Annotated in this window: 22 protein-coding genes; 3 read left to right on the forward strand and 19 right to left on the reverse strand. The window is 43.8% G+C overall.

The window, feature by feature from the left end; translation table 11 throughout:
* Window positions 1-682: 682 nt before the first annotated feature.
* The 4 genes from lspA to murJ form a co-directional block, all read right to left on the reverse strand.
* Window positions 683-1,192 (reverse strand): signal peptidase II, encoded by a 510-nt coding sequence (gene lspA, locus L6421_RS09135; RefSeq protein WP_237261491.1) that lies wholly within the window; start codon window positions 1,190-1,192, stop codon window positions 683-685.
* Window positions 1,193-1,372: 180 nt separating this feature from the next.
* Window positions 1,373-4,207 carry an isoleucine--tRNA ligase gene (ileS, locus tag L6421_RS09140; RefSeq protein ID WP_237261492.1) on the reverse strand — a complete coding sequence of 945 codons (2,835 nt, stop codon included), beginning with the start codon at window positions 4,205-4,207 and terminating at the stop codon, window positions 1,373-1,375.
* Between the two features lie 109 nt (window positions 4,208-4,316).
* Window positions 4,317-5,273, reverse strand: coding sequence for a bifunctional riboflavin kinase/FAD synthetase (gene ribF, locus L6421_RS09145; RefSeq protein WP_237261493.1), 957 nt, complete (start codon window positions 5,271-5,273; stop codon window positions 4,317-4,319).
* Window positions 5,274-5,463: 190 nt separating this feature from the next.
* A complete protein-coding gene (gene murJ, locus L6421_RS09150) occupies window positions 5,464-6,999 on the reverse strand; it encodes a murein biosynthesis integral membrane protein MurJ (RefSeq protein ID WP_255695481.1) in 1,536 nt (511 codons plus the stop codon).
* A gap of 184 nt (window positions 7,000-7,183) precedes the next feature.
* Between murJ and L6421_RS09155 the strand changes: the two genes are divergently transcribed.
* Together L6421_RS09155 and L6421_RS09160 are read left to right on the forward strand one after the other, a co-directional pair.
* Window positions 7,184-8,815, forward strand: coding sequence for an acetolactate synthase large subunit (locus L6421_RS09155; protein ID WP_237261494.1), 1,632 nt, complete (start codon window positions 7,184-7,186; stop codon window positions 8,813-8,815).
* 22 nt (window positions 8,816-8,837) lie between these two features.
* Complete coding sequence (locus tag L6421_RS09160; RefSeq protein ID WP_237261495.1) at window positions 8,838-9,263, forward strand: hypothetical protein; 426 nt, start codon at window positions 8,838-8,840, stop codon at window positions 9,261-9,263.
* Window positions 9,264-9,298: 35 nt separating this feature from the next.
* On the opposite strand, the gene L6421_RS09165 is transcribed toward L6421_RS09160, so the two are convergent.
* The 9 genes from L6421_RS09165 to leuS form a co-directional block, all read right to left on the reverse strand.
* Window positions 9,299-9,580 (reverse strand): DUF3817 domain-containing protein, encoded by a 282-nt coding sequence (locus L6421_RS09165; RefSeq protein ID WP_237261496.1) that lies wholly within the window; start codon window positions 9,578-9,580, stop codon window positions 9,299-9,301.
* Window positions 9,581-9,763: 183 nt separating this feature from the next.
* Window positions 9,764-10,027 carry a 30S ribosomal protein S20 gene (gene rpsT, locus L6421_RS09170; RefSeq protein WP_237261497.1) on the reverse strand — a complete coding sequence of 88 codons (264 nt, stop codon included), beginning with the start codon at window positions 10,025-10,027 and terminating at the stop codon, window positions 9,764-9,766.
* A gap of 652 nt (window positions 10,028-10,679) precedes the next feature.
* Complete coding sequence (gene rlmH, locus L6421_RS09175; protein ID WP_237261498.1) at window positions 10,680-11,150, reverse strand: 23S rRNA (pseudouridine(1915)-N(3))-methyltransferase RlmH; 471 nt, start codon at window positions 11,148-11,150, stop codon at window positions 10,680-10,682.
* An 8-nt stretch (window positions 11,151-11,158) separates the two neighbouring features.
* Window positions 11,159-11,533, reverse strand: coding sequence for a ribosome silencing factor (rsfS, locus tag L6421_RS09180; RefSeq protein ID WP_311195278.1), 375 nt, complete (start codon window positions 11,531-11,533; stop codon window positions 11,159-11,161).
* 33 nt (window positions 11,534-11,566) lie between these two features.
* On the reverse strand, window positions 11,567-12,208 hold the full coding sequence (gene nadD / locus L6421_RS09185; RefSeq protein ID WP_237261499.1) for a nicotinate-nucleotide adenylyltransferase: 642 nt from the start codon (window positions 12,206-12,208) through the stop codon (window positions 11,567-11,569).
* A 30-nt stretch (window positions 12,209-12,238) separates the two neighbouring features.
* The gene (locus L6421_RS09190; protein WP_237261500.1) at window positions 12,239-13,492 is read right to left on the reverse strand and encodes a glutamate-5-semialdehyde dehydrogenase; all 1,254 of its coding nucleotides are present in this window, start codon (window positions 13,490-13,492) and stop codon (window positions 12,239-12,241) included.
* A gap of 74 nt (window positions 13,493-13,566) precedes the next feature.
* Window positions 13,567-14,595, reverse strand: a complete 1,029-nt coding sequence (holA, locus tag L6421_RS09195) for a DNA polymerase III subunit delta (protein ID WP_237261501.1) — start codon at window positions 14,593-14,595, stop codon at window positions 13,567-13,569.
* Between the two features lie 3 nt (window positions 14,596-14,598).
* On the reverse strand, window positions 14,599-15,141 hold the full coding sequence (locus L6421_RS09200; protein WP_237261502.1) for an LPS-assembly lipoprotein LptE: 543 nt from the start codon (window positions 15,139-15,141) through the stop codon (window positions 14,599-14,601).
* Window positions 15,142-15,145: 4 nt separating this feature from the next.
* The gene (gene leuS / locus L6421_RS09205) at window positions 15,146-17,608 is read right to left on the reverse strand and encodes a leucine--tRNA ligase (protein WP_237261503.1); all 2,463 of its coding nucleotides are present in this window, start codon (window positions 17,606-17,608) and stop codon (window positions 15,146-15,148) included.
* 113 nt (window positions 17,609-17,721) lie between these two features.
* Between leuS and L6421_RS09210 the strand changes: the two genes are divergently transcribed.
* The gene (locus L6421_RS09210) at window positions 17,722-18,111 is read left to right on the forward strand and encodes a zinc ribbon-containing protein (RefSeq protein WP_237261504.1); all 390 of its coding nucleotides are present in this window, start codon (window positions 17,722-17,724) and stop codon (window positions 18,109-18,111) included.
* Between the two features lie 167 nt (window positions 18,112-18,278).
* On the opposite strand, the gene lnt is transcribed toward L6421_RS09210, so the two are convergent.
* The 6 genes from lnt to L6421_RS09240 form a co-directional block, all read right to left on the reverse strand.
* Window positions 18,279-19,808 carry an apolipoprotein N-acyltransferase gene (lnt, locus tag L6421_RS09215; RefSeq protein ID WP_237261505.1) on the reverse strand — a complete coding sequence of 510 codons (1,530 nt, stop codon included), beginning with the start codon at window positions 19,806-19,808 and terminating at the stop codon, window positions 18,279-18,281.
* A gap of 86 nt (window positions 19,809-19,894) precedes the next feature.
* Window positions 19,895-20,785: a CorC family transporter gene (locus L6421_RS09220; RefSeq protein WP_237261506.1), complete on the reverse strand. Its 891-nt coding sequence runs from the start codon at window positions 20,783-20,785 to the stop codon at window positions 19,895-19,897.
* A gap of 53 nt (window positions 20,786-20,838) precedes the next feature.
* Entirely contained in the window at window positions 20,839-21,315 is a 477-nt protein-coding gene (gene ybeY / locus L6421_RS09225; RefSeq protein ID WP_237261507.1) for an rRNA maturation RNase YbeY, read from the reverse strand.
* Window positions 21,316-21,358: 43 nt separating this feature from the next.
* Window positions 21,359-22,348, reverse strand: coding sequence for a PhoH family protein (locus L6421_RS09230; RefSeq protein WP_237261508.1), 990 nt, complete (start codon window positions 22,346-22,348; stop codon window positions 21,359-21,361).
* Window positions 22,349-22,473: 125 nt separating this feature from the next.
* Window positions 22,474-23,886 (reverse strand): tRNA (N6-isopentenyl adenosine(37)-C2)-methylthiotransferase MiaB, encoded by a 1,413-nt coding sequence (miaB, locus tag L6421_RS09235; protein ID WP_237261509.1) that lies wholly within the window; start codon window positions 23,884-23,886, stop codon window positions 22,474-22,476.
* Between the two features lie 179 nt (window positions 23,887-24,065).
* A complete protein-coding gene (locus L6421_RS09240; protein ID WP_237261510.1) occupies window positions 24,066-24,707 on the reverse strand; it encodes a prepilin-type N-terminal cleavage/methylation domain-containing protein in 642 nt (213 codons plus the stop codon).
* Window positions 24,708-24,738 lie beyond the last annotated feature (31 nt).

Genomic DNA, 24,738 nt, shown 5'->3' on the forward strand with positions numbered 1-24,738 from the left:
ATTTATACATCATTAATTTTAGCGTTTGAGCTTCCCCTTCCTTTCTTTGCTTGCCCAAAGAAAGGAAGCAAAGAAAATGCACCCCGCTCCATAAATTGGCAAGTTCTAAACTTGTTCACTCAAATCCCAAAACTCGCTTCGCTCAAACGAAGAACTTGGCTGTAGCGAAGCGGAGAGACAAGAAACAGTTGGGATTTTTAACCGTTCACTGCATTAAGACCTTTGCACAATTTATTCCAAGGGGAATCTTGGCGTTTGAGGTTAGATTTACAGATTAAAAAAGTAAATTACCCTATGCTCACACAATGAATGGTCAGCCACAGGGCATACCAGGCCTGGCATGTCTGTGGCGTTCTATACTTTGTAAGCACAGGATAAAAATTACAGCACAATAACATCTCAACAATAGAAATACGGAATTAACGTAGAAAAAGCATCCCTTCTGTAAACAATCGTGATTTCACTTAGCGTAGGATGCGTTTAAACATTTCCATTGTCCGAGCGTAGCGAGTTATGGGAGTGTCAGCAGACAAGCTTAATGAAATAGATTGTGTCAGCAGGGGGCCTTTTTTCTGGTTACTCTTTTTGGGCAAGCAAAAAGAGTAACGGGAAGCCCTTAGATAAAAACAAAGAATTATAAATATTGAAAAGGCTTCTCAAGCATAGGTAAAACAATTTAACTTTATTCAGAACCTTTTGATTTAGAGGCTTTCTGAGCTTTTGGCTTTAACCAAAATTCCGATAACAATAATAAACCCGCACCAATCGTGATTGCGATATCCGCTACATTAAAGGTGGCGTAATGCCATAAGCCGATATAAAAATCGATGAAATCAGTGACACGCCCTGCTAGAAAACGATCAATTACATTTCCGATTGCACCACCTAACACCAAGTTAATGCCCCAGACTTCTGCAGTGATTTTGTTTGGTAGTTTTGATAGCCAAAACATCAAAATGGCACTGACCACCAAAGCCAGGCCAGCAAAGAACCAACGTTGCCAACCGCCCATTTCCGCTAAAAAGCTGAAGGCAGCACCATAGTTATAAGTCAGCATCCAATTTAACTGAGGCATAACCGCAACAGGCTCGGCAAAAGTTAAATTACTCACCGCAATGTATTTGGTTAATTGATCAAATACAATCACTAAAATGGCTAACCAAATGGTTTTTATACCTGTTGTTTTTAACATATTTTGAACCACACACGTAGAACTCGGCGAAGAGCCGAGAAAGCACGAAGGCACGAAGAAACAAAAAGCTGATAAGTAAGTTATTTGTTATTTAGCCAAATCAATATTAAATGATTAGCAAAATTAATTTAACCTAATGATAAACTTCGTATCTTCGTGCCTTCGTGGTTAATTTAAAAATTATGCAAAATGGCGGACTTCGCCTTTACCATTTTCATCAATATTATCCACACAACGCTGACAAAGCTCTGGATGCTCGGCGATTTTGCCGACTTCTTCACGGTGATGCCAACAACGTGCACACTTGGCGTGTTCAGTCGCGCCGGCATCAATCCATAGGCCAGCCATCTCTGATTCAATAGCAGAATCGGTTTTGTCTGCAAGTGGCTTAATGCTGGCTTCAGAAGTAATCAGCACAAAACGTAACTCGTCTGCTAACTTGCTTAACTTAGCAAAAATGGCATCATCACAATACAAAGTAACTTCTGCTGTTAACGAACCTTTAATCACTTTATCTTTACGCAACTCTTCAAGCTGTTTAGCCACGGCTGAACGCACGGCAATCATCTCTTCCCAGTAGGCTGAGTTCATTTCGGTGCTTTCATCCAATGCCGTCAACCCTTCGTACCAAGTCGCCACAAACACGGTTTCGCTCCGTTCGCCAGGCAGGTATTGCCAAATCTCTTCTGCGGTAAAGCTCAAGATTGGCGCCATCCACCGGGTCAAAGCCTCAACGATATGATATAGCGCGGTTTGCGCTGAACGTCTCGCTAAACCATCGGACTTGCAAGTGTATTGACGATCTTTAATCACATCCAGATAGAATGAACCTAACTCAACGGAACAGAAGTGGGTCATCGCTTGATAGATGGTATGGAAATTGTAGCTATCGTAAGCTTCTATAATTTCCGCCTGCAGTTTAGCGGCATGTCCAATCGCCCATTTATCTAACGGCAATAAATCTTCATAGGCCACCATATCGGTTTCTGGGTTAAAACCATTTATATTGGCCATTAAGAAACGTGCGGTGTTACGAATACGACGATATGAATCCGCCGTACGACTGATGATTTCATCCGATACCGTCATCTCATAACGGTAGTCGGCTGCTGAAATCCACAAACGTAAAATATCCGCACCTAACTTATTGGCGATTTGCTGCGGGGCAACCACGTTACCTTTAGATTTAGACATTTTCTTACCGTCTTTATCAACGGTAAAGCCGTGTGTCAGCACTTGTTTGTAAGGCGCTTGACCATCGGTTGCCAATGCCGTCAACAATGAAGACTGGAACCAACCACGGTGCTGGTCAGAACCTTCTAAATATAAATCGGCAGGTGCATGTAGTTCTTCACGTTGACCTAAAACGGTAAAGTGTGAAATACCCGAATCGAACCAGACATCCAAAATATCGGTGACTTGTTCATAATCATCTGCTTCATCACCCAACAAAGACGCCACATCCAAGTCATACCACGCATCAATCGATTTCTCTTCAACTAGCTTAGCCACTTGCTCCATCAATTCAGTTGTGCGAGGATGCATTTCACCGGTGACTTTATGGACAAAGATGGCGATTGGCACACCCCAGAAACGCTGACGAGAAATACACCAATCTGGACGACCATCAATCATGCCTTCAATACGATTTTGACCCCATTCCGGAATCCACTGTACTTTTGGAATCGCGTCCATCGCTTTATCACGAAGACCTGCTTCGGTCATGGAGATAAACCACTGCGGTGTGGCACGGAAAATCAGAGGCGTTTTGGTACGCCAGCAGTGTGGGTAGCTGTGCTCAATCACTTCAATATGCACTAAAGCGTTATGCTCTTTCAGCACTTCAATCACGTGGTCATCCACTTTAAGGACATTCTCACCTTCAAATAACGGGGTGCCGGCAACATAGTTACCGTTACCGTCTACCGGGCAATCGACTTCCAAATCGTATTTTAGACCTACCTGGAAATCTTCCACCCCGTGACCTGGCGCGGTGTGAACACAACCGGTTCCGGCTTCGGTGGTAACGTGGTCACCTAAAATCAGCGGAACGATTCGGTCATAGAATGGGTGCTTTAGACGAATCAAATCAAACTGTTCACCACGACCATAGGCGATCACGTTGTACTTATCAAATCCCCATTTGTCCATGGCATCCTTGATCATCGCTTCGGCTAGGAATAGACGCTCTGGGCCATTTTCTCCATGCACCTGTACCACAGAATATTCCAATTCCGGGTTAATCGATACCGCTTGGTTAGCTGGCAATGTCCAAGGTGTGGTGGTCCAAATCACTACCGATAAAGGGCCTTCACCAGTATGGTTTTCAACATGATGACAACGTTTGAAAAACGCTTCTTCATCCACCACGGCAAAACGTACATCAATGGATTTTGAACGCTTGTTTTCATATTCCACTTCGGCTTCAGCCAAGGCTGAACGTCCACCTACCGACCAATAAACCGGCTTGGTGCCTTTAACCAAGTGACCGTTTTCGATAATTTTGGCAAGGGCGCGAATTTCATTGGCTTCAAATTTAAAGTCTTTGGTTAGGTATGGGTTTTCCCAATCCGCCATAATCCCTAAACGCTGGAAGTCCGCCATTTGGCCTTCAACTTGTTTTTGAGCATAGTTGCGGCACTCTTGGCGGAATTCGGTCGCGCCGATTTTCTGACCGACCTTGCCTTTTTTCTTTTCAACATTCAGCTCGATAGGTAAACCATGACAGTCCCAACCTGGCACAAATGGGGCATCGAAGCCGCTCAAGCCTTTTGATTTAACAATCATGTCTTTCAACACTTTGTTTACCGCGTGGCCGATATGGATATCACCGTTGGCGTAAGGAGGTCCATCATGCAAAATAAACTTAGGACGCCCTTCCATGTGCTTACGCACGGTTTGATACAGTGAATCAGACAACCAAGCTTTTACTTGCTCTGGTTCACGAGTTGGCAGACCGCCTTTCATAGGGAAGTCTGTTTCAGGAAGGTTCAAAGTCGGTTTATAGTCTGTCATTATCTAACTTCACATATTGAGAGGGCCAAGCCCTAAATTAAAATTTTAAAATTCGTTTAAATTTGATTGTCTGTTTTGTTGTTTCTGTTTCGTTTTTTGAATTTTGATTTTATGCAATATCAAAAAAAGCTTTGGCCTTTTCGGCATCCAAAGCAATCTGTTCTTTTAAGGCATCCAGGCCTGAAAACTTCATCTCCGGGCGAATAAATTGCTCTAAATTCACCTGGACATGGCAACCGTAAAGGTCTTTTTCCCAATTGAAAAGATGTACTTCAATCGACGGTCTAATGCCATCCACCGTTGGGCGCAAGCCCAAATTTGCCACGGCTGGCCACGGCTTGTCTGCAATACCTTCAACCGTCACCGCAAAGACACCTTGTACCGGCATCTGGGTTCTTTTAGGATTGATATTCAATGTTCTAAACCCAATGGTACGGCCTAGTTTTTGGCCGTGAATCACTCGACCATAAAAACTGAAGTTGCCACCCAACAACCCTTTTGCTTCCGCCAGGTTTGGTGTGCCTGATTCATTTCCGGTTAAGGCGGTTCTAATACGGGTACTACTGACTCGCTGTTGCTCAACATCATAGGTAGGCATATCACTCACGCTAAACTGATGGACTGCACCAGCCTGTTGTAAAAACGCAAAATCACCTTGGCGTTGTTTACCAAATTTAAAGTCATCACCCACCACTAAATGTTTCACATTTAGACCTTGGAGCAGCACCTGCTCTACAAACTGTGATGCCGTTAAATTGGCAAATTGTGTGTTGAAACGCACACACAAAACGAAATCAATCTCAGTATTTTGGAACGCATACAACTTTTCACGCAGGTTCATCAATCTCACCGGCGCTTTTTCAGGTGCGAAAAACTCGATTGGCAGTGGTTCAAAAATCATCACCACACTTGGTAAACCGAGTTCTTTCGCTTTTGAATTCAGCGCTGTTAAGACTTGTTGATGCCCTAAATGCACGCCATCGAAATTACCGATGGTTAACACACAACCTTGTGCAAGTTCTGTTTGAAAGCCTGGCAAATTGTGTAAGCCGCGAATTAGCTGCATACGTTCCATATTCTGTTTAAAATCAAACCGTAAATTATAGCCTATTGAACACGCTAACTTTTTGTAAATCTTTCAAAAAACACCTAATTTTAGCGATTTAATACCCTATCAAGAAAGTCATCCGTGATTTTGAAACCATTCAAAGCGACCAGGCCTGGTTAGTTCTACTAAGTTTTAGATTAAAGATGGTTTATGACGTTTTATTGATTAACTTTCTCGGGTTCAAACCCAATATTAAAAGCGCCAACCCATAAAGCACAATGGCGCCAATCACCAAACCAAATAACCAACTCATTCTCAACCACACATCAAACTCATGCCAACGCTCTACCGCTGGCGACACCACAAGTAAAAAAGCCACCACCACCACATTGGCCATGCCAATCTGAACACTCAATTTCCCCCACCCCGGCATCGGGGTAAACACTTGCTGTTTTTGTAAATACCAATACAGCAATCCCGCATTGACAAAAGCGGACACGGTGGTGGCTGCGGCTAAACCGACATGGGCAAAAGGACCTATCAAGATTAGATTTAAGACGGTATTGGTCACCAAAGCCACCACGGCGATTTTAACGGGGGTCTTCATATCCTTACGAGAGTAAAAGGCGGGCGCCAAAATCTTCACCAAAATAAAACCTAACAACCCAAAAGAGTAGGCCATTAAACTCATGCTCGACATACTCGCATCATGAGCGGTGAACGCGCCATAGAAAAACAAGGTGGTAATCAAAGGTTCGGACAAAATCAACAAGCCCAAGGTTGCCGGTAAGCCAATAATCAAAACCAAACGTAATGCACTATCAATATCTTCTTGAAAACCCTGCCAGTTTTCATTAGCGGCTTTTTTAGACAAACCGGGTAACACCACCGTCGCTAATGCCACACCAAACACACCAAGTGGAAACTCCATCAAACGGTCTGAATAATACAACCAAGAAACCGAACCGGTGACTAAAAATGAAGCCAAAACCGTATCTACCAGTAGATTGATTTGTGCCACCGACACCCCGAATAAAGCCGGTAACATCAAGCGTTTTACATCATCAACCCCAGGGTCTTTCTGGCGGGTTGGGTGAGGCAACAATCCCAGTTTATACAGAAAAGGCAGATGAAACAGCAATTGCACTACACCAGCAACCAGCACCCCCCAAGCCAACGCCATCACGGGAACATCCATTAACGGCGCAACCCAAATGGCAAAGCTGATAAGCACTAAATTTAAAAACACCGGAGTAAAGGCAGGAACCGCAAACTGGTTATAGGTGTTCATAATGGCGGAAGAAAAGGCCACCAAAGAGATCAACAGCAGATACGGAAAGGTAATCGACAACATATCCGCAGCCAAGGCAAACTTCTCCGGCTGATCCATAAAACCGGGGGCAAACACCATCATCCATAAAGAGGAACCAAACACCCCAAAAGCCGTCAGAAGCAACAGAATGCCACCTAAGCGAAAACTGATTGCATTGACTAAATGCTTAACCGCCTCTTGACCACGCTTCTCTTTTGCCTCAGCCAAAACCGGTACAAAAGCTTGTGAAAACGCGCCTTCCGCAAATAAACGGCGGAAAAAATTGGGGATTTTAAATGCCACAAAAAAGGCATCCGCCCCCATACTGGCACCAAAATAGCGGGCAATAATCACATCTCGCACAAATCCTAAAACGCGCGAAATCATGGTCATCCCACCTACTGTTGCGGTAGCTTTAATTATTCTCTTCAAAAGGGGTTCCGTAATTTACTTAAACAGGGAAATAAGGTGGATAAATTGTACCAAACCCATAGTTTAACCACTATTTAATTAGGGCAGACAAAAAAGCTTTTATTTTCACTGCCTATGTAAATATGAAAAGATATTATGTACAGTTGATTAGACACACGTTAGCCCAAAATATAAAGGCCATAAGATGAAAGCCGCAGAGTTATTTGTGAAATGTTTGGAAAACGAAGAGGTTGAATATATCTTCGGTATTCCAGGAGAAGAAAATCTGGATTTAATGGATGCGCTTTTGGAGAGCAATATACAGTTCATTTTGACTCGCCATGAACAAGGCGCGGCGTTTATGGCCGATGTTTATGGCCGTTTAACCGGACGCGCTGGCGTGTGTTTATCCACCTTGGGGCCTGGTGCGACCAACCTGGTGACGGGTGTGGCTGACGCCAATATGGACCGCGCGCCCGTGGTTGCCATTGCCGGTCAAGCCAGCACCAACCGGCTACATAAAGAGAGTCATCAGGTATTAGACTTGGTCAACCTGTTTAAACCCATCACAAAATACAGCACCCAGATATTGACTCCAGAGGTCATACCAGAAGTAGTACGTAAAGCCTTCAAAGTGGCGCAAGCAGAAAAACCTGGCTGCAGCTTTATCGACTTTCCTGAAAACATGGCCGACAAAACTTTAGATAAAAAACCTTTAAAAAGACAAAGCCCACTGCCCTCCTATGCCAACCCGTTAAAAATCGATCAAGCGGCTGAAATCATTTCGCAGGCCGATTACCCTATTATCATAGCGGGTAACGGTGTGCTACGTTCACACGCCAGCGAAGCATTATTTGAATTTGCCACAAAACTCAATATCCCAGTGGCCACCACCTTTATGGCAAAAGGGGCTTTGCCGTGCAGCAACGAACTCTCACTCGGCACAATCGGCTTACAGGCTCATGACTATATCTCTTGCGGAATAGATCGAGCCGATGTGGTGATTTGCGTCGGTTACGACATCGTCGAATACCACCCTCACCTCTGGAACAGAAATCCGGATACCAAAATCATTCATATTGATACCCAGCCAGCCGAAGTGGATGAGTTCTACATCGTTACCGCCGGTTTAATCGGAGACATTGGACAAGCATTATCGAGTATTGCCGCAATCAGCAAACGTCATACCGGCTCACCCTATCAAGGACTTAAACAGCGTATCGAAGAAACCTTTCATCAGTTCGACAGCAATCAGGACTTTCCGGTCAAACCACAAAGAATCCTCAGCGACTTGCGTAAAGCCCTTGATGCCAAAGACATTATTGTCTCGGATGTTGGTGCGCACAAAATGTGGATTGCACGCATGTATCAAGCACAACACCCTAACAGCTGCATTATCTCTAACGGCTTTGCTTCAATGGGAATCGCGCTCCCTGGTGCGATTGCGGCCAAACTCGCCAAACCAAATCAAATCAGTGTTGCCGTGACCGGTGATGCAGGCTTTTTGATGAATGTTCAAGAAATCGAAACCGCCGTTCGCCTTAATATTCCGATTATCGTGTTAATTTGGAACGATCAACAATATGGCTTAATCAAATGGAAGCAGATGAATCAATTTGGCCGCGAGAGCAATGTATCATTCAACAATCCCGACTTTGTCAAACTGGCAGAAGCCTTCGGTGCTAAAGGCTACCGAATACAACAGACTGATGATTTGCTGCCAACCCTGAAACAAGCCATCGAGGATAATTGCGTGGTGTTAATTGATTGTCCGGTAGATTACTCTGAAAACTTAAAACTGACTCATGAGCTAGGTGCCATGATTTGCCCAACTTAAAAACAAGGAAACAGCAATAAACATGAAAAATTTTTGGATGATTAGCTTAATGGTTTTATGCGTACATTACAGCCCAACCACTCTTGCAGAAGACTACAAGCCCTCGAGCAATATTGTTAGCCTAATGCCGATTGTCATGGACAACTTGGATACCTTACAACTGACAGAGGTACAACTCGATCAAGTTAGAGCCATTTCAAGAAAAAGTTTTGCTGGCGTTGAGCAAATCAATGCGGAATATCATGTGATTAAAACCGAACTTAAAGAAGAGTTACTGGACAGCAACAACCAAGACAGCCAACACAGCAAGCAGTTAGTTGAAGAGTTAGTGGCGTTAGATAAAAAACGCATGATGTTAACTTTGGAGTGCACTTTAGGGTTAAAGAAAGTACTGTCTAAAGCCCAGTTTAAAGAGGTTGTCGCCCAGCTAGAGTTTCAGGGAAAATAAGCACTAAACCACTTGTGACCAATCTACCGGTTTTTTCAAGCAGAATGGGCTTTAAGCACCTTGGCTTTATAGACAAAAGTACCAAATGGTACTAAAGAAGCCAGCAATCCAAGAAACCCCTTAGTCTCAGATAAATGCCCCTTACCGACATGATAAAACAACACGACATTAAACGCGATAAACAAACCACCATGCGCTCGCCCCACCAAACTGACATATTCCGGCATGCCATATTGATATTTAAGCGGCATAGCTACAAACAGCAACAGCAATAAAGACGTACCTTCCAGCAGCGCCATAAACTTCAAGAATCTCATAACTTCACCTTTTGACAGACAATAAAAAACCGGGCTAAACCCGGCTTTTTCAATCAACTTATTTTATAAGTCATTTCGCTTCTAAAGTGCGGTTGTCCAAGGCGAAAATAGTGAGCTTACAAATGTAAGTGATCAATTTTCAACGCACAACAGACGCGCTTTAGAAGTGATAATGGCTATAAATTAAGCCATCGCTTTGATGCGTGCGTTGATACGGCTCTTAGAACGTGCAGCTTTGTTCTTAGCGATAATACCTTTACGCGCCATACCATCTAATTTTGACTGAGCTGAACGGAAAGCAACGTTTGCCGCTTCTTTATCACCCGCAGCGATTGCCGCTAAAACTTTTTTAACTGCAGTACGCATGTCAGAACGTTGTGCAACGTTTTTAATACGATTTCTTTCTGCTTGACGTGCGCGCTTAGCTGCCTGTGCTGAATTTGCCATTTTTATTTCTCCCGAAATATTATTTTTACGTGCTAACGATCCGTAGACCTATCATTAACATTTAACACAACATTGCCCTATGCGTACACAGAAACAATGACTACGATGTATAAGAAGGCGAGATTATCCACATTTATCAACTTTTGGTCAAGTAATTGAGCAAATTTATTTGAAAAATAATAACTTACCAGGCCTGGTTGTTTTAGATTTTGCTTTCAGATTTGATTAGTCTTATCTGTTGCGAAGCCTATGCGGATAATTATAGAGCTCCAACATTGGCTTTTAGGCTTCCCGTTACTATTTTGCTTGTCCAAAATAGTAACCACAAAAAGACACCCCGCTCTCTCAAGAGGCAAGTTCTAAGCTCATTCACTGAAAACGCTGAACTCGCTTCGCAAGCTACGCTCAAACAGCAGCGTTTTTTAATCGTTCATTTCGCTAAGAACTTTGCACTCTTTCGTTCAATGGGGTTTTGGGCGTTAGTGGCCAGCTTTACAGAACACAATACGCAAAACGATAACCCTTTTCTCAGGACTAGAATATCAACCAATAAAAATAAGCGTTTCACTTAAGAAAAGACACGCCATTGAGACCCGAAAAATGGGTACACTAGCGCCAAACTTAATGCAGAGATTAAGTAAATATGCCGCTTTTACTCTCTGTGATATGGATGGTTTTGGATAACCGAATAAGCTCTATAAATCTGCTCTGCAACTAAAATTCTGACCATCGGATGAGGCATGGTGAGTTTTGATAACCCCCACTTCCAACTCGCCTGCTGGATTAAACTTTGCTCCAACCCGTCGGGGCCACCTACCACCAGGGCAACATCTTGACCACTTGCCAACCACTCTTCTAACTTATCCGCCAAGCCTTTAGTCGTCACCTGTTGACCGTGTTCATCCAAGACAATCAACTGTGCGCCTTTTGGAATCGCCGCTAGAATCTTTTTGGCCTCTTCCGCTTTATATTTATCGGCAGAACCTGTTTTGCCTCGAGTTGCCATAGGCAACTCGATTAATTTAATGGCGCAAGATTTCGGCAGGCGTTTTGCGTATTCCGCATAACCGTCTTGCACCCATTTTGGCATCTTTTGTCCAACGGTAATAAAGTGAATGACCATGGTTTAAATCAGTCTGCCACTTGCTCTTGAGTAGCTTGCTCAGCGGCGTTTTGGTTTTTAATATCCCAAAGCTTATCCAATGCGTAATGTGCACGCGCACCTTCTGTCATGACATGCACGATGGCGTTGCCCAAATCAACCAACACCCAATCAGGTTGTGGCCCGGCTTCCACACCTAGAGGTGGTTCGCCAGCATCTTTAAACGCCTGTTCTACGTGAGAACCCAATGCTTTAACGTGAGTGGTAGAAGTACCGGTAGCCACCACCATTAAATCTGCGAAAGAACTAATGCCTTTCACGTCCATCACTTGAATGTCACGTGCTTTTGAATCGTCTAATGTTTTTACAATTAGGTCTTCAATCTGTTTAATATCCATACTCATTGAAAATTTTTGCTCCTTAATCGCCAGCGATTTTTATGCGTTTGTAGACTCAATCGGCTGATAAAGTCCATGTTTGTTAATATATTCCATCACACAAGGTGGCAGCAAATACTCGGCTGACAACCCTGCTTGCAGATACTTCCTGACCAAAGTAGAACTGATATCCAACTGGGTCACATCCATATCTCTAATTTGTCCCTGAGTTTGTGTATATTCAGACACACAATGCTGTTTGTATATTTCGCCCGACTTACCCGTTTGAGGTACGGGTTCACCAGGACGGTGCATCACCAAAATATTGGCTAGCTCCAAAATTTTTGACCAATGATGCCAACTATCAAACTTGGCAAATGCATCGGTTCCCATCATCAACACCAACCCCGTATCAGGGAATTGCTGCTTCAGTATCGACAAGGTGTCCACCATATAAGATGGCCCGCCTTTATCCATTTCAATGGTATCCAAAACAAATTTAGGCTGGTTTTTGATGGCCAGGCGAATCATTTCGCTACGCTGTTGAGCGGACACATTTGGGGCATTTTTATGCACGGGTCGATAACAAGGAATAAAACGCACTTGTTGCAGACCCAAGCTTTGCATGACCTCTAAAGCGGGGCGGAGGTGACCATAATGAACCGGGTCAAAGGTACCGCCATTTATGCCGATCAACTCCACTTCAAAAGGCCTTGCAAACCGCTGATTTCTTTATTCACGAATCGAACCATCACCCAATACAATGTATTTCTGTGAGGTCAAGCCTTCTAAACCAACCGGGCCACGCGCATGGAACTTATCGGTACTGATACCGATTTCCGCACCCAATCCATACTCAAAGCCATCGGCAAAACGGGTTGACGCATTCACCATGACCGAACTGGAATCCACCTCGGCTAAAAATCGACGGGTCGTACTGAGGTTTTCGGTAATAATCGATTCAGTATGTCCTGAGCTGAACTCGGCGATATGATCCATCGCCTCATTCACATCGGCGACCACTTTAATGGAGAGAATCGGTGCAAGGTACTCGGTTGCCCAATCCGTCTCAGTGGCAACATTCGCACTGATAATGGCACGGGTTTTTTCACAACCACGCAACTCAACATCTTTTTCAGCGTACATATCCGCCAAAATCGGTAACACAGCCTGCGCTTGAGATTCAGCGACCAATAACGTCTCCATCGCATTACACACACCATAACGGTGAGTTTTCGCATTAAAGGCCACTTTAATCGCTTTGTCTTGGTCGGCATCATCATCGATATACACATGACAAATACCGTCTAAATGCTTGATCACTGGCACTCTTGCACCTTCACTGATGCGTTCAATCAACCCTTTACCGCCACGGGGAATAATGACATCGACATATTGTGGCATAGCAATTAATTCACCTACCGCTGCACGGTCAGTGGTTTCTACCACTTGTACCGAAGTCGCTGGCAAGCCTGCCGCTTTCAATCCTGTTTGAATGCATGCCGCCAAAGCTTGGTTAGAATATGCCGCCTCAGAACCACCGCGTAAAATCGCTGCATTACCCGACTTTAAACATAGAGCCGCCGCATCAATCGTCACGTTAGGACGAGATTCATAAATAATCCCGACCACACCCAAAGGCACACGCATTTTACCGATTTGAATGCCGGATGGACGGTAGCTCATATCACTGATTTCACCGATTGGGTCTTGTAACGAAGCGATTTGACGCAAGCCTTCTGCCATACTGGCAATACCCGAATCGGTAATCGCTAGACGATCCAACATCGCAGCATCCAAACCATTGGCTTTACCGTTCGCCAAGTCTTTAGCATTTTCGGATTTTAACTGCTCGGCAGAATTTTCAATAGCCGTAGCCATCGCTAGCAAAGCGGCGTTTTTCTCTTGAGTTGTGGCACGCACTAAAGCACGAGAAGCTTTACGAGCTTGCTCACCTAATGTTGTCATATACGCTTTTACATTCATCAACCAATTCTCTTATTCATCAATTTTAATCTTAAATACGGTGTTTTTATCAACTGACCAGGCCTGGCAAGATTTTAACGCGCTATTTTTGCGACTAAATCCGCTAAACCAAACCACACCTCACGTTCATTCAACGTCGGCTTAATGCCTTTTATCATCATATCAATCTGCAAAGCTTGCTTAAGTAATGCTTGCCATTGTTGCAACCCTTGGCGTTGCATTGCACTGCTGTATTCACCCTGACGCGACTGCCAAATGCGGCATTTCTGAAACGCCTGATTCAACGAAATTTGCTGGGTAAGCTGCGAAAGCTCAATCAACTGTCTTAACTCTTTAGACAACAGCCAGAGTATCACGGGTGCTTCAATACCTTCTTGTTGTAAACGCGCCAACATTTGCACACTGTAAGCGGTATTGCCATTCAACATCGCGGTAGCTAAAGCAAACAGTTGATAATGTGCTTGGTCAACCACATGCTCCAAAATATCCTGTGCGGTTATCACTGAACCGGCAGGTAAACTCAAAGAGAGTTTGGTGATTTCTTGGTCAGCGGCCAGTAAATTACCTTCCACTCGGTCAGCCAATAAATTCGCCGCTTCAGGCTCCAAACTCAACCCCTGTTTTTGTGCTTGAGTTTGGCACCACCCCGGCAATGCATTGGTAGGAACCGGTTTGGCTTGAACCACCAGGCCTGCCGACTCGATTGCGGTAACCCACTTGGCCTTAACCTGACGGCTATCCAAACGTTCACACAACACCACCAAGACAATTTCCGGTGGCAAAGCTTGCACATAAGCGCACCAATCTTGAAAAAACTTACCGCCATCTCGCCCAGGAGAGCCTTTGGGCATATTAATCAAAATCATCCGTGATTCGGAAAACAGAGAACCCGCTTGGGTATCCATCTGCAAGCTTTGCCAATCGAAATTGGCATCGACATCGTAGCTTTCACTGGTCATGTAACCTAATGAAAACAGCTGTTTCTTTAAGCCATCCAAACTATCACGTAAAAACAGCGGTTCTTCGCCATACAGTAAATAGATGGGCTTTACCGCCAAGCTACCGCTATTGACCTGGTTTAGGAACGCACTGGCTAAAATCACTGTTTACTCTTTTGCCTTACTTGTCACTTTATCCGCGTTTCGCAAAGCGCGCGCGACTCGATCTAAAATCTGACGCGCCAACTCTTCACTCATCGATTTTTGGATTGTCCGTAATTCGTTATCCGATGCTAAAGCTACCGCGGTATTAATCTGTCTATCACGGTAAACCTCACTTGAACCTGAAATGATTTTTTCACCACTTGTCAGATTGATGACTTGAAAAGATTGTGTCATTTTCAACAACTGCGAAGTTGCATCACCCAGTCTAGTCGATGTCCTGGAGGCTTGATACTGTGTTGGCATCAGCAGAATTTGCACCTCGGCGGTTTGATTATCCAACACCTCAACCTGAACGGAGTTCAACTGACGTTTCAAAGCCAAGACCAGCTCTTCTCGCACATTGGAATCGGCTTGAATCTGTGCCGATTTAAATGGCAAAGCCCCTGTCGAACCCAAACCTCTTAAATGAAATCCGCAGCCTGACAGCTGTAGTAGCATTACCGCTAAAAGAGCATAAATACTGAAACGTTGAACAAATATCAACATCAAGTTAGCCTTTTACCACAAGGTTAACCAAACGCCCCGGTACCACGATTTCTTTGACAATCTCTTTACCGTCAATGAATTTCAACACCGCTTCTTCGGCTTTGGCCGCCGCTAAAATTGAGTCTTTATCAGCATCCACCGCAATCTCGATTTTGCCACGTAATTTACCATTTACCTGCACCATCAACTCGATTTCAGATTTAACCAGTGCCGATTCATCCACCTGCGGCCAAGTCGCATCCACGACCAATCCAGTTTTACCCAATGATTCCCATAAGCTCTGTGCCATATGCGGTGTCATTGGTGAAAGCATCAACACTAAAGTTTCCAACGCTTCTTGCATTACGCCGCGCGCTTGAGCGGAGTTTTCATCAAACTTAGACAGTTCGTTCATCAATTCCATACAAGCGGCAATGGCGGTATTGAAGGTTTGACGACGCCCCATATCGTCACTGACTTTCTGCAAGGTTTCATGCACTTTCAGGCGCACCGCTTTGGCTTCTTTAGTTAAACCTTCAGAACTATTGGCCGCACTAACCAGACCCGCTTCAACGTGTGAATGCACCTGGCGCCAAACACGGTTCAAGAAACGGAACGCCCCTTCCACACCTTTGTCCGACCATTCCAAGCTCTGTTCTGGAGGAGCGGCAAACATAATAAACAAGCGAACCGTATCGGCACCAAACTTCTCAATCAAGCCTTGTGGGTCAACCGTATTGCCTTTTGACTTAGACATCTTAGAACCATCCAGCAACACCATACCTTGTGTCAGTAGGTTTTTGAACGGCTCGTCGGATTTCACCAAACCTTGGTCACGCATCAATTTATGGAAGAAACGTGCATACAACAAATGCAAGATAGCGTGTTCAATCCCGCCAATGTATTGATCAACCGGCGCCCAATAATCGGCACGTTCATCCAGCATCGCTTCTGAATTATCTTTTGAGGTATAACGAGCGTGATACCAAGACGATTCAAAGAAGGTGTCGAAAGTATCGGTTTCACGTTTTGCGCGACCGCCACATTGCGGGCATTCGCAGTTTTTAAAGCTATCCATCTTAGCCAATGGCGAACCCGAACCATCCGGCACCACATCTTCTGGCAAACGTACAGGTAATTGGTCTTCAGGAACCGGCAAAGCACCACACGCTGGACAGTAAATCACCGGAATTGGGCAACCCCAATAACGCTGGCGGGAAATTCCCCAATCACGCAGACGGTAGTTGGTTTGCTTCTCACCTAGGTTTTTCTCACCCAATGCTTTTGCCATAGCGTGCAAAGCATCTTTGGACTTTAAGCCATCAAACTGACCAGAGTTGACTAAAATGCCTTTTTCGGTAAAAGCTTGTTCAGTCACGTCGGCCATCTCTTCCGCATTTGGCGCAATCACCGCTTTGATGTCTAAATCGTACTTCTTGGCGAATTCATAATCACGCTGGTCATGGGCTGGCACTGACATCACCGCGCCAGTTCCATAACCCATCAATACAAAGTTAGCCGCCCAAACCGGAACAATCTCACCGGTAATTGGGTGAGCCACACGAACGCCGGTATCGACCCCTTTCTTTTCCATGGTTTCCATGTCGGCTTCAGCGGTAGAAACATGCGAACATTCTTCAATAAAACGCTCTAATGGTTCATTATTCACCGCGGCTTTTTTACACAATGGATGATCTGCGGCAACCGCAACATAAGTCACCCCCATCAAAGTATCAGGGCGAGTGGTGTAAACATCCAAATTGCCGTCTTGGCCTTCGATTGGGAATGAGATTTGCAGACCAGTTGATTTACCGATCCAGTTTCTCTGCATGGTTTTCACTTGTTCTGGCCAGCCGTCCAGCTTATCCAGCCCTTCTAACAGCTCTTCAGCGTAATCGGTAATACGCAAGAACCATTGGGCGATTTCTTTACGCTCAACCGGTGCGCCAGAACGCCAACCTTTACCGTCAATAACCTGTTCATTCGCCAATACCGTCATATCAACCGGATCCCAGTTAACAACTGAAAGTTTGCGATAAACCAAACCTTTTTCCATCAACTTGGTGAACAACCATTGTTCCCAACGGTAATATTCTGGATGACAGGTCGCCACCTCACGAGTCCAATCGTAACCCAAACCTAACGACTTGAGCTGGTTGCGCATGTAATCGATGTTTTCATAAGTCCATTTAGCCGGCGCTACATTGTGCTGCATAGCCGCGTTTTCCGCAGGCAGACCGAACGCATCCCAACCCATTGGTTGCAATACATTTTTACCCTGCATACGCTGAAAACGCGAGATAACATCACCAATGGTATAGTTACGCACATGCCCCATGTGCAGTTTTCCGCTTGGATAAGGAAACATCGACAGGCAGTAATATTTCTCTTTGCTTTGATCTTCCATCACCACAAAGGTCTGGTTGTCGTCCCAAGTTTTTTGGATATCTGCTTCAAGTTGTTGCGGGTTATACTGAACTTCTGACATGGCGTTTTTCTTCTACTTCTTAAACGGTTATGGCAAGTCAAAATTGGAACTTGCTTATTAAATTAAATAAGTTCAATATTATAGTGTATACAACCTCTAAACAGGAGAAAATAATGAGCGACAATAAAATGCTGAAAGCGTACCGTACCCTTTTGAATCATGCGAAAGAATTTGTGATTAAAGCGGAGAATAAAAGTTGGGAAGCTTTAGGTGAAAGCATTCAAAAAGCCGAACAAGCCGACCATGCTTTGGCGGAATTAAGTGCGCAAGAATTCAAACAGGTGCAAGATGATTTACATGCCGATTTACAACAGACCGCTGAGTATTTAGCCGAAGTCGAGCAAGGTGTTGAAGAGTTTATTGAGATGGACTTACCCGTTTTAGAGCAATACCTAGCGGATAAAGCATTAAGTTTAGCCGACCCAACGAATATCACTTTACTACGTTACCGCTTGGCCGCCGCAATGGATGAAAATCACCCGGTATTTTCAAAACCGCATTAGACTCTTCCATACTAAGTTTTGAACTTTGAAGCCACAAAGACGCTGAGTTATTTAAGTCACCAGGCCTGGTAACTTTAGGCTTAGCCTCTTAAAAAATTTAAAAAGCCCTTTCACCTAAAATCTTTGTGTCTTCACAAGGTTGCGACTTACAGCGCTAAACAAAATAATCAGTTAAATCTGCCACGCTGTAAATAGCGTTTTGCCAATAGAAAACCGAAATAGGTAAACAACAAAAACAGAACCGGCATGGTTTTCCATTCAGCGTAAAAAGTCAACCCATCATAAGGTTGGACTTTACCGCGTAACACCCCTGTTTCATAAGCGGGTATCTGCTGCCTGATATTGCCTTTGATATCGACAATCGCGGTATAGCCGGTATTGGTACTTCTGGCAATTTCACGACCTAATTCCAAGGCTCGCATCCGTACTTCTTGTAACTGCTGGGCGGGCTCAAACGTATTGGCAAACCAAGCATCATTACTTACGGTAATCAAATACTTAGCCTCAGGCAATTGATTGGCCAATTCATCACCAAATGCCATCTCATAACAGATGCTTAAGCCCGCTGGCTGGCCACCCAACATCAATGGCTTTTGGTCTTTTTCGCCATGTGTAAAGGTCGCGAATGGAATGTCAAACAGTCCGCTGACAAACTCAAACGCACTGGTAAAAGGAAAATACTCACTAAACGGCACTAAATGGTGCTTGTAATAACGCTCTTCCGGACGATGAACATTGATTAAGGCGTTGTAATAATTATCTGAATCTTTACCCCCCGCAATCACACCCACCAAAATATCGGTTTTCAATAACTTCGCGTCTTTAATAAAACTTTTTAAAGCCCCCTGTTCCACCACGTCATAATACGCGGGCACCGCGGTTTCTGGCCAAACCACCACATCGGCGTCCATATTCAACTTGGTCAAACCTATATAAGTTTTTAAAGTAGGATAAAACTCATTCGGCAACCACTTTTTCTCCTGGGCGATATTGCCCTGAATCAATGCAACCTCAAGCGGTTTGCCAAGAGGTTTAACCCATTGCACATTCTGCAATAGGCCACCAACCGACCAAATCAAACACAAGGAAACGCTTGCCGTTACCCAACTTTTTTGTTTAAACAACCATAACAGCAGGCCTGCTGAAATCGCTAACGCCCAAGAAACTCCCCAGACACCTAAAACAGGGGCATAACCATCCAACCAGGTTCCTAAGTGGGTAGTGCCACTCAATAAAAATGGAAAACCGCCAAAGATGGTTGAGCGAACCAGTTCAATTAAAACCCATACTGCTGGAAACAATAAGATCAAGACCAGGCCTGGTCGGTTTGGATTTTTAAAATACTGGGCAATCCAACCACCAAGAGCAACCGATAAAGCCAGAAAAAGCACAAAACAGAAGGTCAGAACAACCGCTACCGGAAGCATGACTCCCGAATAGAAATACATGCTTGAAAAAAGCCAACTCACCCCTAAGCCAAATTGACCTAAACCGAACCATAAACCGATCTTAGCGGCTTCAAACCGTGTTTCTGCGTCAAGCCAAAGTAGAAACAAGCCCGCAACAGAAGCCAGCATAATAGGTGAAAGATCAAACGGAGCAAAAGCAAAGACACTGATCACACCTAGAAGCAAAGCGAATAGGTGTGATTTTTGAGGGACAAAAACGTTTTTCAAGAATAGGGCGACTGACTTCAAAACAGTTTCCTTTGATTCAAAATAGAGGATTTAGGTTTGCCATAATCTTTACAAGAGTCAGATTGTAAAAAATCATTAAAAACCCGTTAACTGTTTTGAGTTTGTTGTTCAAGCATTTCCTGAGATTGCTCTTCAGTAATCTCAATCATCGATTCTTCAATCGGCTTAACTTCAAAAACTTCTGCACGACGTTCAGTTGCTTTCAAAACTCGAACACATAAACCATGAGTTTCTAAAACTTCACCTACAACAGGCACATGCCCCAGTTCAGAGCCAATGAACCCACCAATGGTTTCGGTATTTTCAGTCTCTATTTCTACATTAAAGAAACTATTGAACTCTTCCAAGGTGGTTAACGCTTGTACAGAAAAAGCACCAGCCGCACGCTTTTGAATATTGGCATCTTCGTCAATATCATGTTCATCTTCAATGTCGCCAACAATCTGTTCCAAAACATCTTCGATGGTGACCAGGCCTGCTAATTCCGCATACTCATCCACTACCAACGCCAAATGGTTACGGCTTGCTTTAAATTCTCGTAGCAAAACATTTAAACGTTTACTTTCAGGGATAAAGATTGGATCACGGTAAATTTTTTGCAAATCTTCTTTGCTATTTAATTCACCCTTAACCACCGCACGTAACACGTCTTTGGCTAATAAAATACCCACGATCTCTTTATCTTGCATAACTGGGTAACGAGAGTGCGAGCTCTCCAACATGGTCTCTAAAATGGATTCTAAAGGTTCGGTAGCATCAATAATCTCAATCTGTAAACGCGGAATCATAATGTCGCGCACCCGGGATTCAGACACATCCAAAACCCCTTCAATCATCAATAATGCATCGGCATCAATCACACCTTGCGATTGCGCTTCTTTTAAAACGGTTACTAGTTCTTCTCGACTCTCCGGTTCATCTGAAAATAAACTTCCAAGACGCTCTAACCACGAAGAGCCGCTACTACTGTCACTCATTTGTTTCTCTTACCTTTTCACTATAAATTCTGTTGTTTGAATGTTTCAAACATTCAATCTTGTTCTAAATAAGGATTTTCATACCCTAGATTTTTCATAATCTCGATTTCAATGCCTTCCATCTCTTCGGCATCGTACTCATCTATATGGTCATAGCCTTGTAAATGCAAGGTACCATGGACAATCATGTGTGCCCAATGTGCTTCTAATGGTTTATTTTGCGCCTCGGCTTCCTCAGCGACCACCTCTGCACAAATCACCAAATCACCCAAATAAGGCAACTCTTCACCGATATCTACCAGGCCTGGTGGTTGTTCAAATTCAAACGACAAGACATTGGTGGGCTTATCCTTACCACGATAATCCGAGTTTAATTGCTGGCTTTCTTCCTTATCAACAATACGGATCGTCATTTCAACCGGTTCAAAACTACGAGGTTCCAACACACTGGCATGCACCCATTTTTGGCACTGCTCCAAGGTAGGAATAGCTTGCTCATCTATACCCCATTGCAAATCTATATCAATCATCTTACGGCACCTTATTGTTGAAAATCGGTTGTATACCAAAAACTTATTGGGAGTTTTGTGCGTCTTTTAACTGTTCTTGCTTACGATCATATTTATCGTATGCTTTCACGATTTTTTTCACGAGGGAGTGGCGAACCACATCATGCGCTTGATAAAAAGTAAAACCAATACCTTCGACACCTTCCAACACTTCAATAACATGCCTTAAGCCTGAACGCTGATGTTTGGGCAAGTCACATTGTGTAATGTCACCGGTAATCACCGCAGTCGAACCAAAACCGATACGCGTCAAAAACATTTTCATCTGCTCTACCGTGGTGTTTTGCGCTTCATCCAAAATGATAAAAGAGTCGTTTAACGTTCTGCCACGCATAAACGCCAATGGAGCAACCTCAATGACGTTTTTCTCCATCAAGCGCTCAACCGTTTCAAAGCCCATCATCTCAAACAAAGCATCAAACAAAGGGCGTAAGTAAGGATCAACCTTTTGGCTTAAATCACCGGGTAAAAAACCTAATTTCTCTCCCGCTTCAACAGCAGGCCTGGTGAGAATGATACGACGAACTTTTTCATTTTCCAATGCCTCAACCGCACAAGCAACCGCCAAATACGTCTTGCCCGTTCCCGCTGGCCCTATACCGAAATTCACATCGTAAGACTGGATGGCCTCAATGTAACTGGCTTGATTGGGGTTACGCGTTTTAATGGTCTTTCGACGCGTTTTTATCAAGATTTGTTCAGCATCTAAAGTCCGCTCGCCATCCAGGCCAAACTCGTGTAACAACAAATGCACTTTAGCTGGCGTTAAGGTTTCACTTTCGGTTTCTGCATACAGATCCCGAATCACCTGCTCGGCTTGTACCGTGCGATTAGCCAAGCCCGTGACCGAAACTTGAAAACCACGGGCATTAATTTCAACGCCCAAACGCAATTCAACCTGGTCAAAATGTTCATTACGCCAACCACATAGGTTTTGCAAACGCTCATTATCTTCAGGATACAACGAAAATTGAATAGTATGTAAAGCTGGCAAGATACGCCTCAAGAGTAAAATTTAATAGTGAAATCATAATAAAAAAACCAACAACATGTTGGTTTAATTACTATTTTCTTCAATCTGAAATTAATAGAATGCAAATTTATATCTATTTATGACAATTATAAAGCGTGATACTGTGGCGCAACGTGTTTGTCAGCTTCGGGTGTTGCCACCAACACACCACGTAAGGAATTGGTTAACGCCTCGGTGATTTCTACATCCACAAATTGACCGATCAACTCTGGTGAACCTTCAAAGTTAACCACACGGTTATTTTCAGTACGGCCGGCCACCTCGGTAAAAGAATTACGTGACAAACGTTCTACCAATACACTCTGTACCGTGCCGATCATGCCATCGCTAATCGCTTGGGTTTGCTTATTTAACTGCTCTTGTAACACAAACAAACGACGTTTCTTCTTTTCCATCGGCTCATCATCAGGGAAACCTGCCGCTGGAGTTCCTGGACGTTCGCTGTAGATAAAGCTAAATGAACGGTCGTAATTCAGTTCCTCAACCAACGCCAAGGTTTCTTTGAAATCATCACAAGTTTCACCCGGGAAACCAATGATAAAATCACCCGACAAACTCAAGTTAGGACGCAATGCACGCACTTTACGAATGGTTGATTTGTACTCCAACACCATATGGTTGCGCTTCATCATCGCCAAGACTTTATCGGAACCCGACTGGATAGGTAAATGCAGATGCGAAACCAACTCAGGGATTTCCGCATAACAATCGATAATGCTCTGTGTCATCTCATTAGGGTGCGAGGTAGTGAAACGAATACGGTCAATGCCGTCAATCGTTCTTACCGCATGCATCAAAATGGCTAAATCGGCAATTTCACCATCCGCCATTTCGCCACGGTAGGCATTGACGTTCTGCCCCAAAAGATTGACTTCACGAACACCCTGTGAGGCCAAAGTGCGAATTTCATGCATTACATCTTCAAACGGACGACTGACCTCTTCACCGCGGGTATAAGGCACCACACAGAAAGTACAGTATTTTGAACAGCCTTCCATAATCGACACCATCGCCGACACACCATTCACTTCGGGTTCAGGCAGGTTATCAAACTTCTCGATTTCAGGGAACGAGATGTCAATGACTGCTTTTTTCTTTTTAATCGAATCATCGCCACGCATTCTCAAGGCTTCATCAATCATCGCTGGCAAGCGGTGTAACGTCTGCGGGCCAAAAATCACATCAACACTCGGAGCACGCTGACGAATCACCTTACCTTCTTGAGAAGCGACACACCCCCCCACACCAATCACACGATTCGGTTTTTTGGCTTTCCACTTAGACCAACGACCCAGCTCAGAAAACACCTTCTCTTGAGCCTTTTCACGCACTGAACAGGTGTTCATCAAAACCACATCGGCGTCTTCTGGTTCGGTGACCAACTTTAAGCCATAGGTTTTTTCCAGCAAGCTGGCCATCTTGTCAGAATCATACTCATTCATCTGACAACCATAAGTAATCACATAAAGTCCGCCGGTAAATGGTGTGGTTTGAGACATATAAATTCCGTAACAATAAAAGGGTAATTCAATAATAAAACGGTTTCTATCTAACTGAATATACTACAGATTTTAATAGAATAGAAATAAGGGCGGGTATTCTAACATAGAACATTATAAAAACCCTAAAAACAAAAAACCCGCCAATTGGCGGGTTAAAAACTAAATTAAAATATACTTTAAAACTCTAGGCAACCAGAAGCTGCAGCACCAGCACCAGTACCAGCATCATATCTAAACTTACCTTCAACAGGATTTCCATCATCCAATTTGATATCCATACCACGAAGAAGCTCTTCAGCATTATCTACCCCAGCAGTATAATTCATGCAAACATAATTTTTATTTGCCTCTACTGTTACAGTTCCAGTAGCACCTGGGTTTGCAATACCAACAGAAATGGTTGCAGCATCATCAACTTCTGGAGTGATATTTGGATCTTTTAAGAATCCTTGCAAACCTAAATCAACAAAGAAATCTCCTGGTAAATCAGTACCTTGAATTGCACTTAGTCCCGCTGTACCACTCGTTACCCAAGGAGTAGCAGTACCTGCACCATTTTCAATTGTTAGCTTATTTGCTGTTAATGTATTTGGAGCCGCAGATCTTGCAGTTCCAGGATAATACCCCATACGATCACGATATGCATATGTACTAGCCTGAATTGCTACTAGCGTGTCAGTATCAGATTTAATCTTTGCTGCATTAATCATCTCCTGCCCCTTAAGCACACCACCTAAAAGCAAACCGATAATAACCAATACAATTGCGATTTCAACTAATGTGAAACCTTTTTGATTTTGTAAGTTTTTAACTTCCATAAGTATCTTCCTTTTTTATATTTCATTACAC

It is taken from the genome of Thiomicrorhabdus immobilis (genome assembly GCF_021654855.1).
Classification (GTDB): domain Bacteria; phylum Pseudomonadota; class Gammaproteobacteria; order Thiomicrospirales; family Thiomicrospiraceae; genus Thiomicrorhabdus; species Thiomicrorhabdus immobilis.

Bases quoted from the DNA above. Each gene is read 5' to 3' on its own strand.
- lspA (WP_237261491.1), bottom strand. From the start codon at position 1,192: ATGTTAAAAACAACAGGTATAAAAACCATTTGGTTAGCCATTTTAGTG.
- ileS (WP_237261492.1), bottom strand. From the start codon at position 4,207: ATGACAGACTATAAACCGACTTTGAACCTTCCTGAAACAGACTTCCCT.
- ribF (WP_237261493.1), bottom strand. From the start codon at position 5,273: ATGCAGCTAATTCGCGGCTTACACAATTTGCCAGGCTTTCAAACAGAA.
- L6421_RS09155 (WP_237261494.1), top strand. From the start codon at position 7,184: ATGAAAGCCGCAGAGTTATTTGTGAAATGTTTGGAAAACGAAGAGGTT.
- L6421_RS09160 (WP_237261495.1), top strand. From the start codon at position 8,838: ATGAAAAATTTTTGGATGATTAGCTTAATGGTTTTATGCGTACATTAC.
- L6421_RS09165 (WP_237261496.1), bottom strand. From the start codon at position 9,580: ATGAGATTCTTGAAGTTTATGGCGCTGCTGGAAGGTACGTCTTTATTG.
- rpsT (WP_237261497.1), bottom strand. From the start codon at position 10,027: ATGGCAAATTCAGCACAGGCAGCTAAGCGCGCACGTCAAGCAGAAAGA.
- rlmH (WP_237261498.1), bottom strand. From the start codon at position 11,150: ATGGTCATTCACTTTATTACCGTTGGACAAAAGATGCCAAAATGGGTG.
- rsfS (WP_311195278.1), bottom strand. From the start codon at position 11,533: ATGAGTATGGATATTAAACAGATTGAAGACCTAATTGTAAAAACATTA.
- L6421_RS09190 (WP_237261500.1), bottom strand. From the start codon at position 13,492: ATGAATGTAAAAGCGTATATGACAACATTAGGTGAGCAAGCTCGTAAA.
- L6421_RS09200 (WP_237261502.1), bottom strand. From the start codon at position 15,141: ATGTTGATATTTGTTCAACGTTTCAGTATTTATGCTCTTTTAGCGGTA.
- leuS (WP_237261503.1), bottom strand. From the start codon at position 17,608: ATGTCAGAAGTTCAGTATAACCCGCAACAACTTGAAGCAGATATCCAA.
- L6421_RS09210 (WP_237261504.1), top strand. From the start codon at position 17,722: ATGAGCGACAATAAAATGCTGAAAGCGTACCGTACCCTTTTGAATCAT.
- L6421_RS09220 (WP_237261506.1), bottom strand. From the start codon at position 20,785: ATGAGTGACAGTAGTAGCGGCTCTTCGTGGTTAGAGCGTCTTGGAAGT.
- ybeY (WP_237261507.1), bottom strand. From the start codon at position 21,315: ATGATTGATATAGATTTGCAATGGGGTATAGATGAGCAAGCTATTCCT.
- miaB (WP_237261509.1), bottom strand. From the start codon at position 23,886: ATGTCTCAAACCACACCATTTACCGGCGGACTTTATGTGATTACTTAT.
- L6421_RS09240 (WP_237261510.1), bottom strand. From the start codon at position 24,707: ATGGAAGTTAAAAACTTACAAAATCAAAAAGGTTTCACATTAGTTGAA.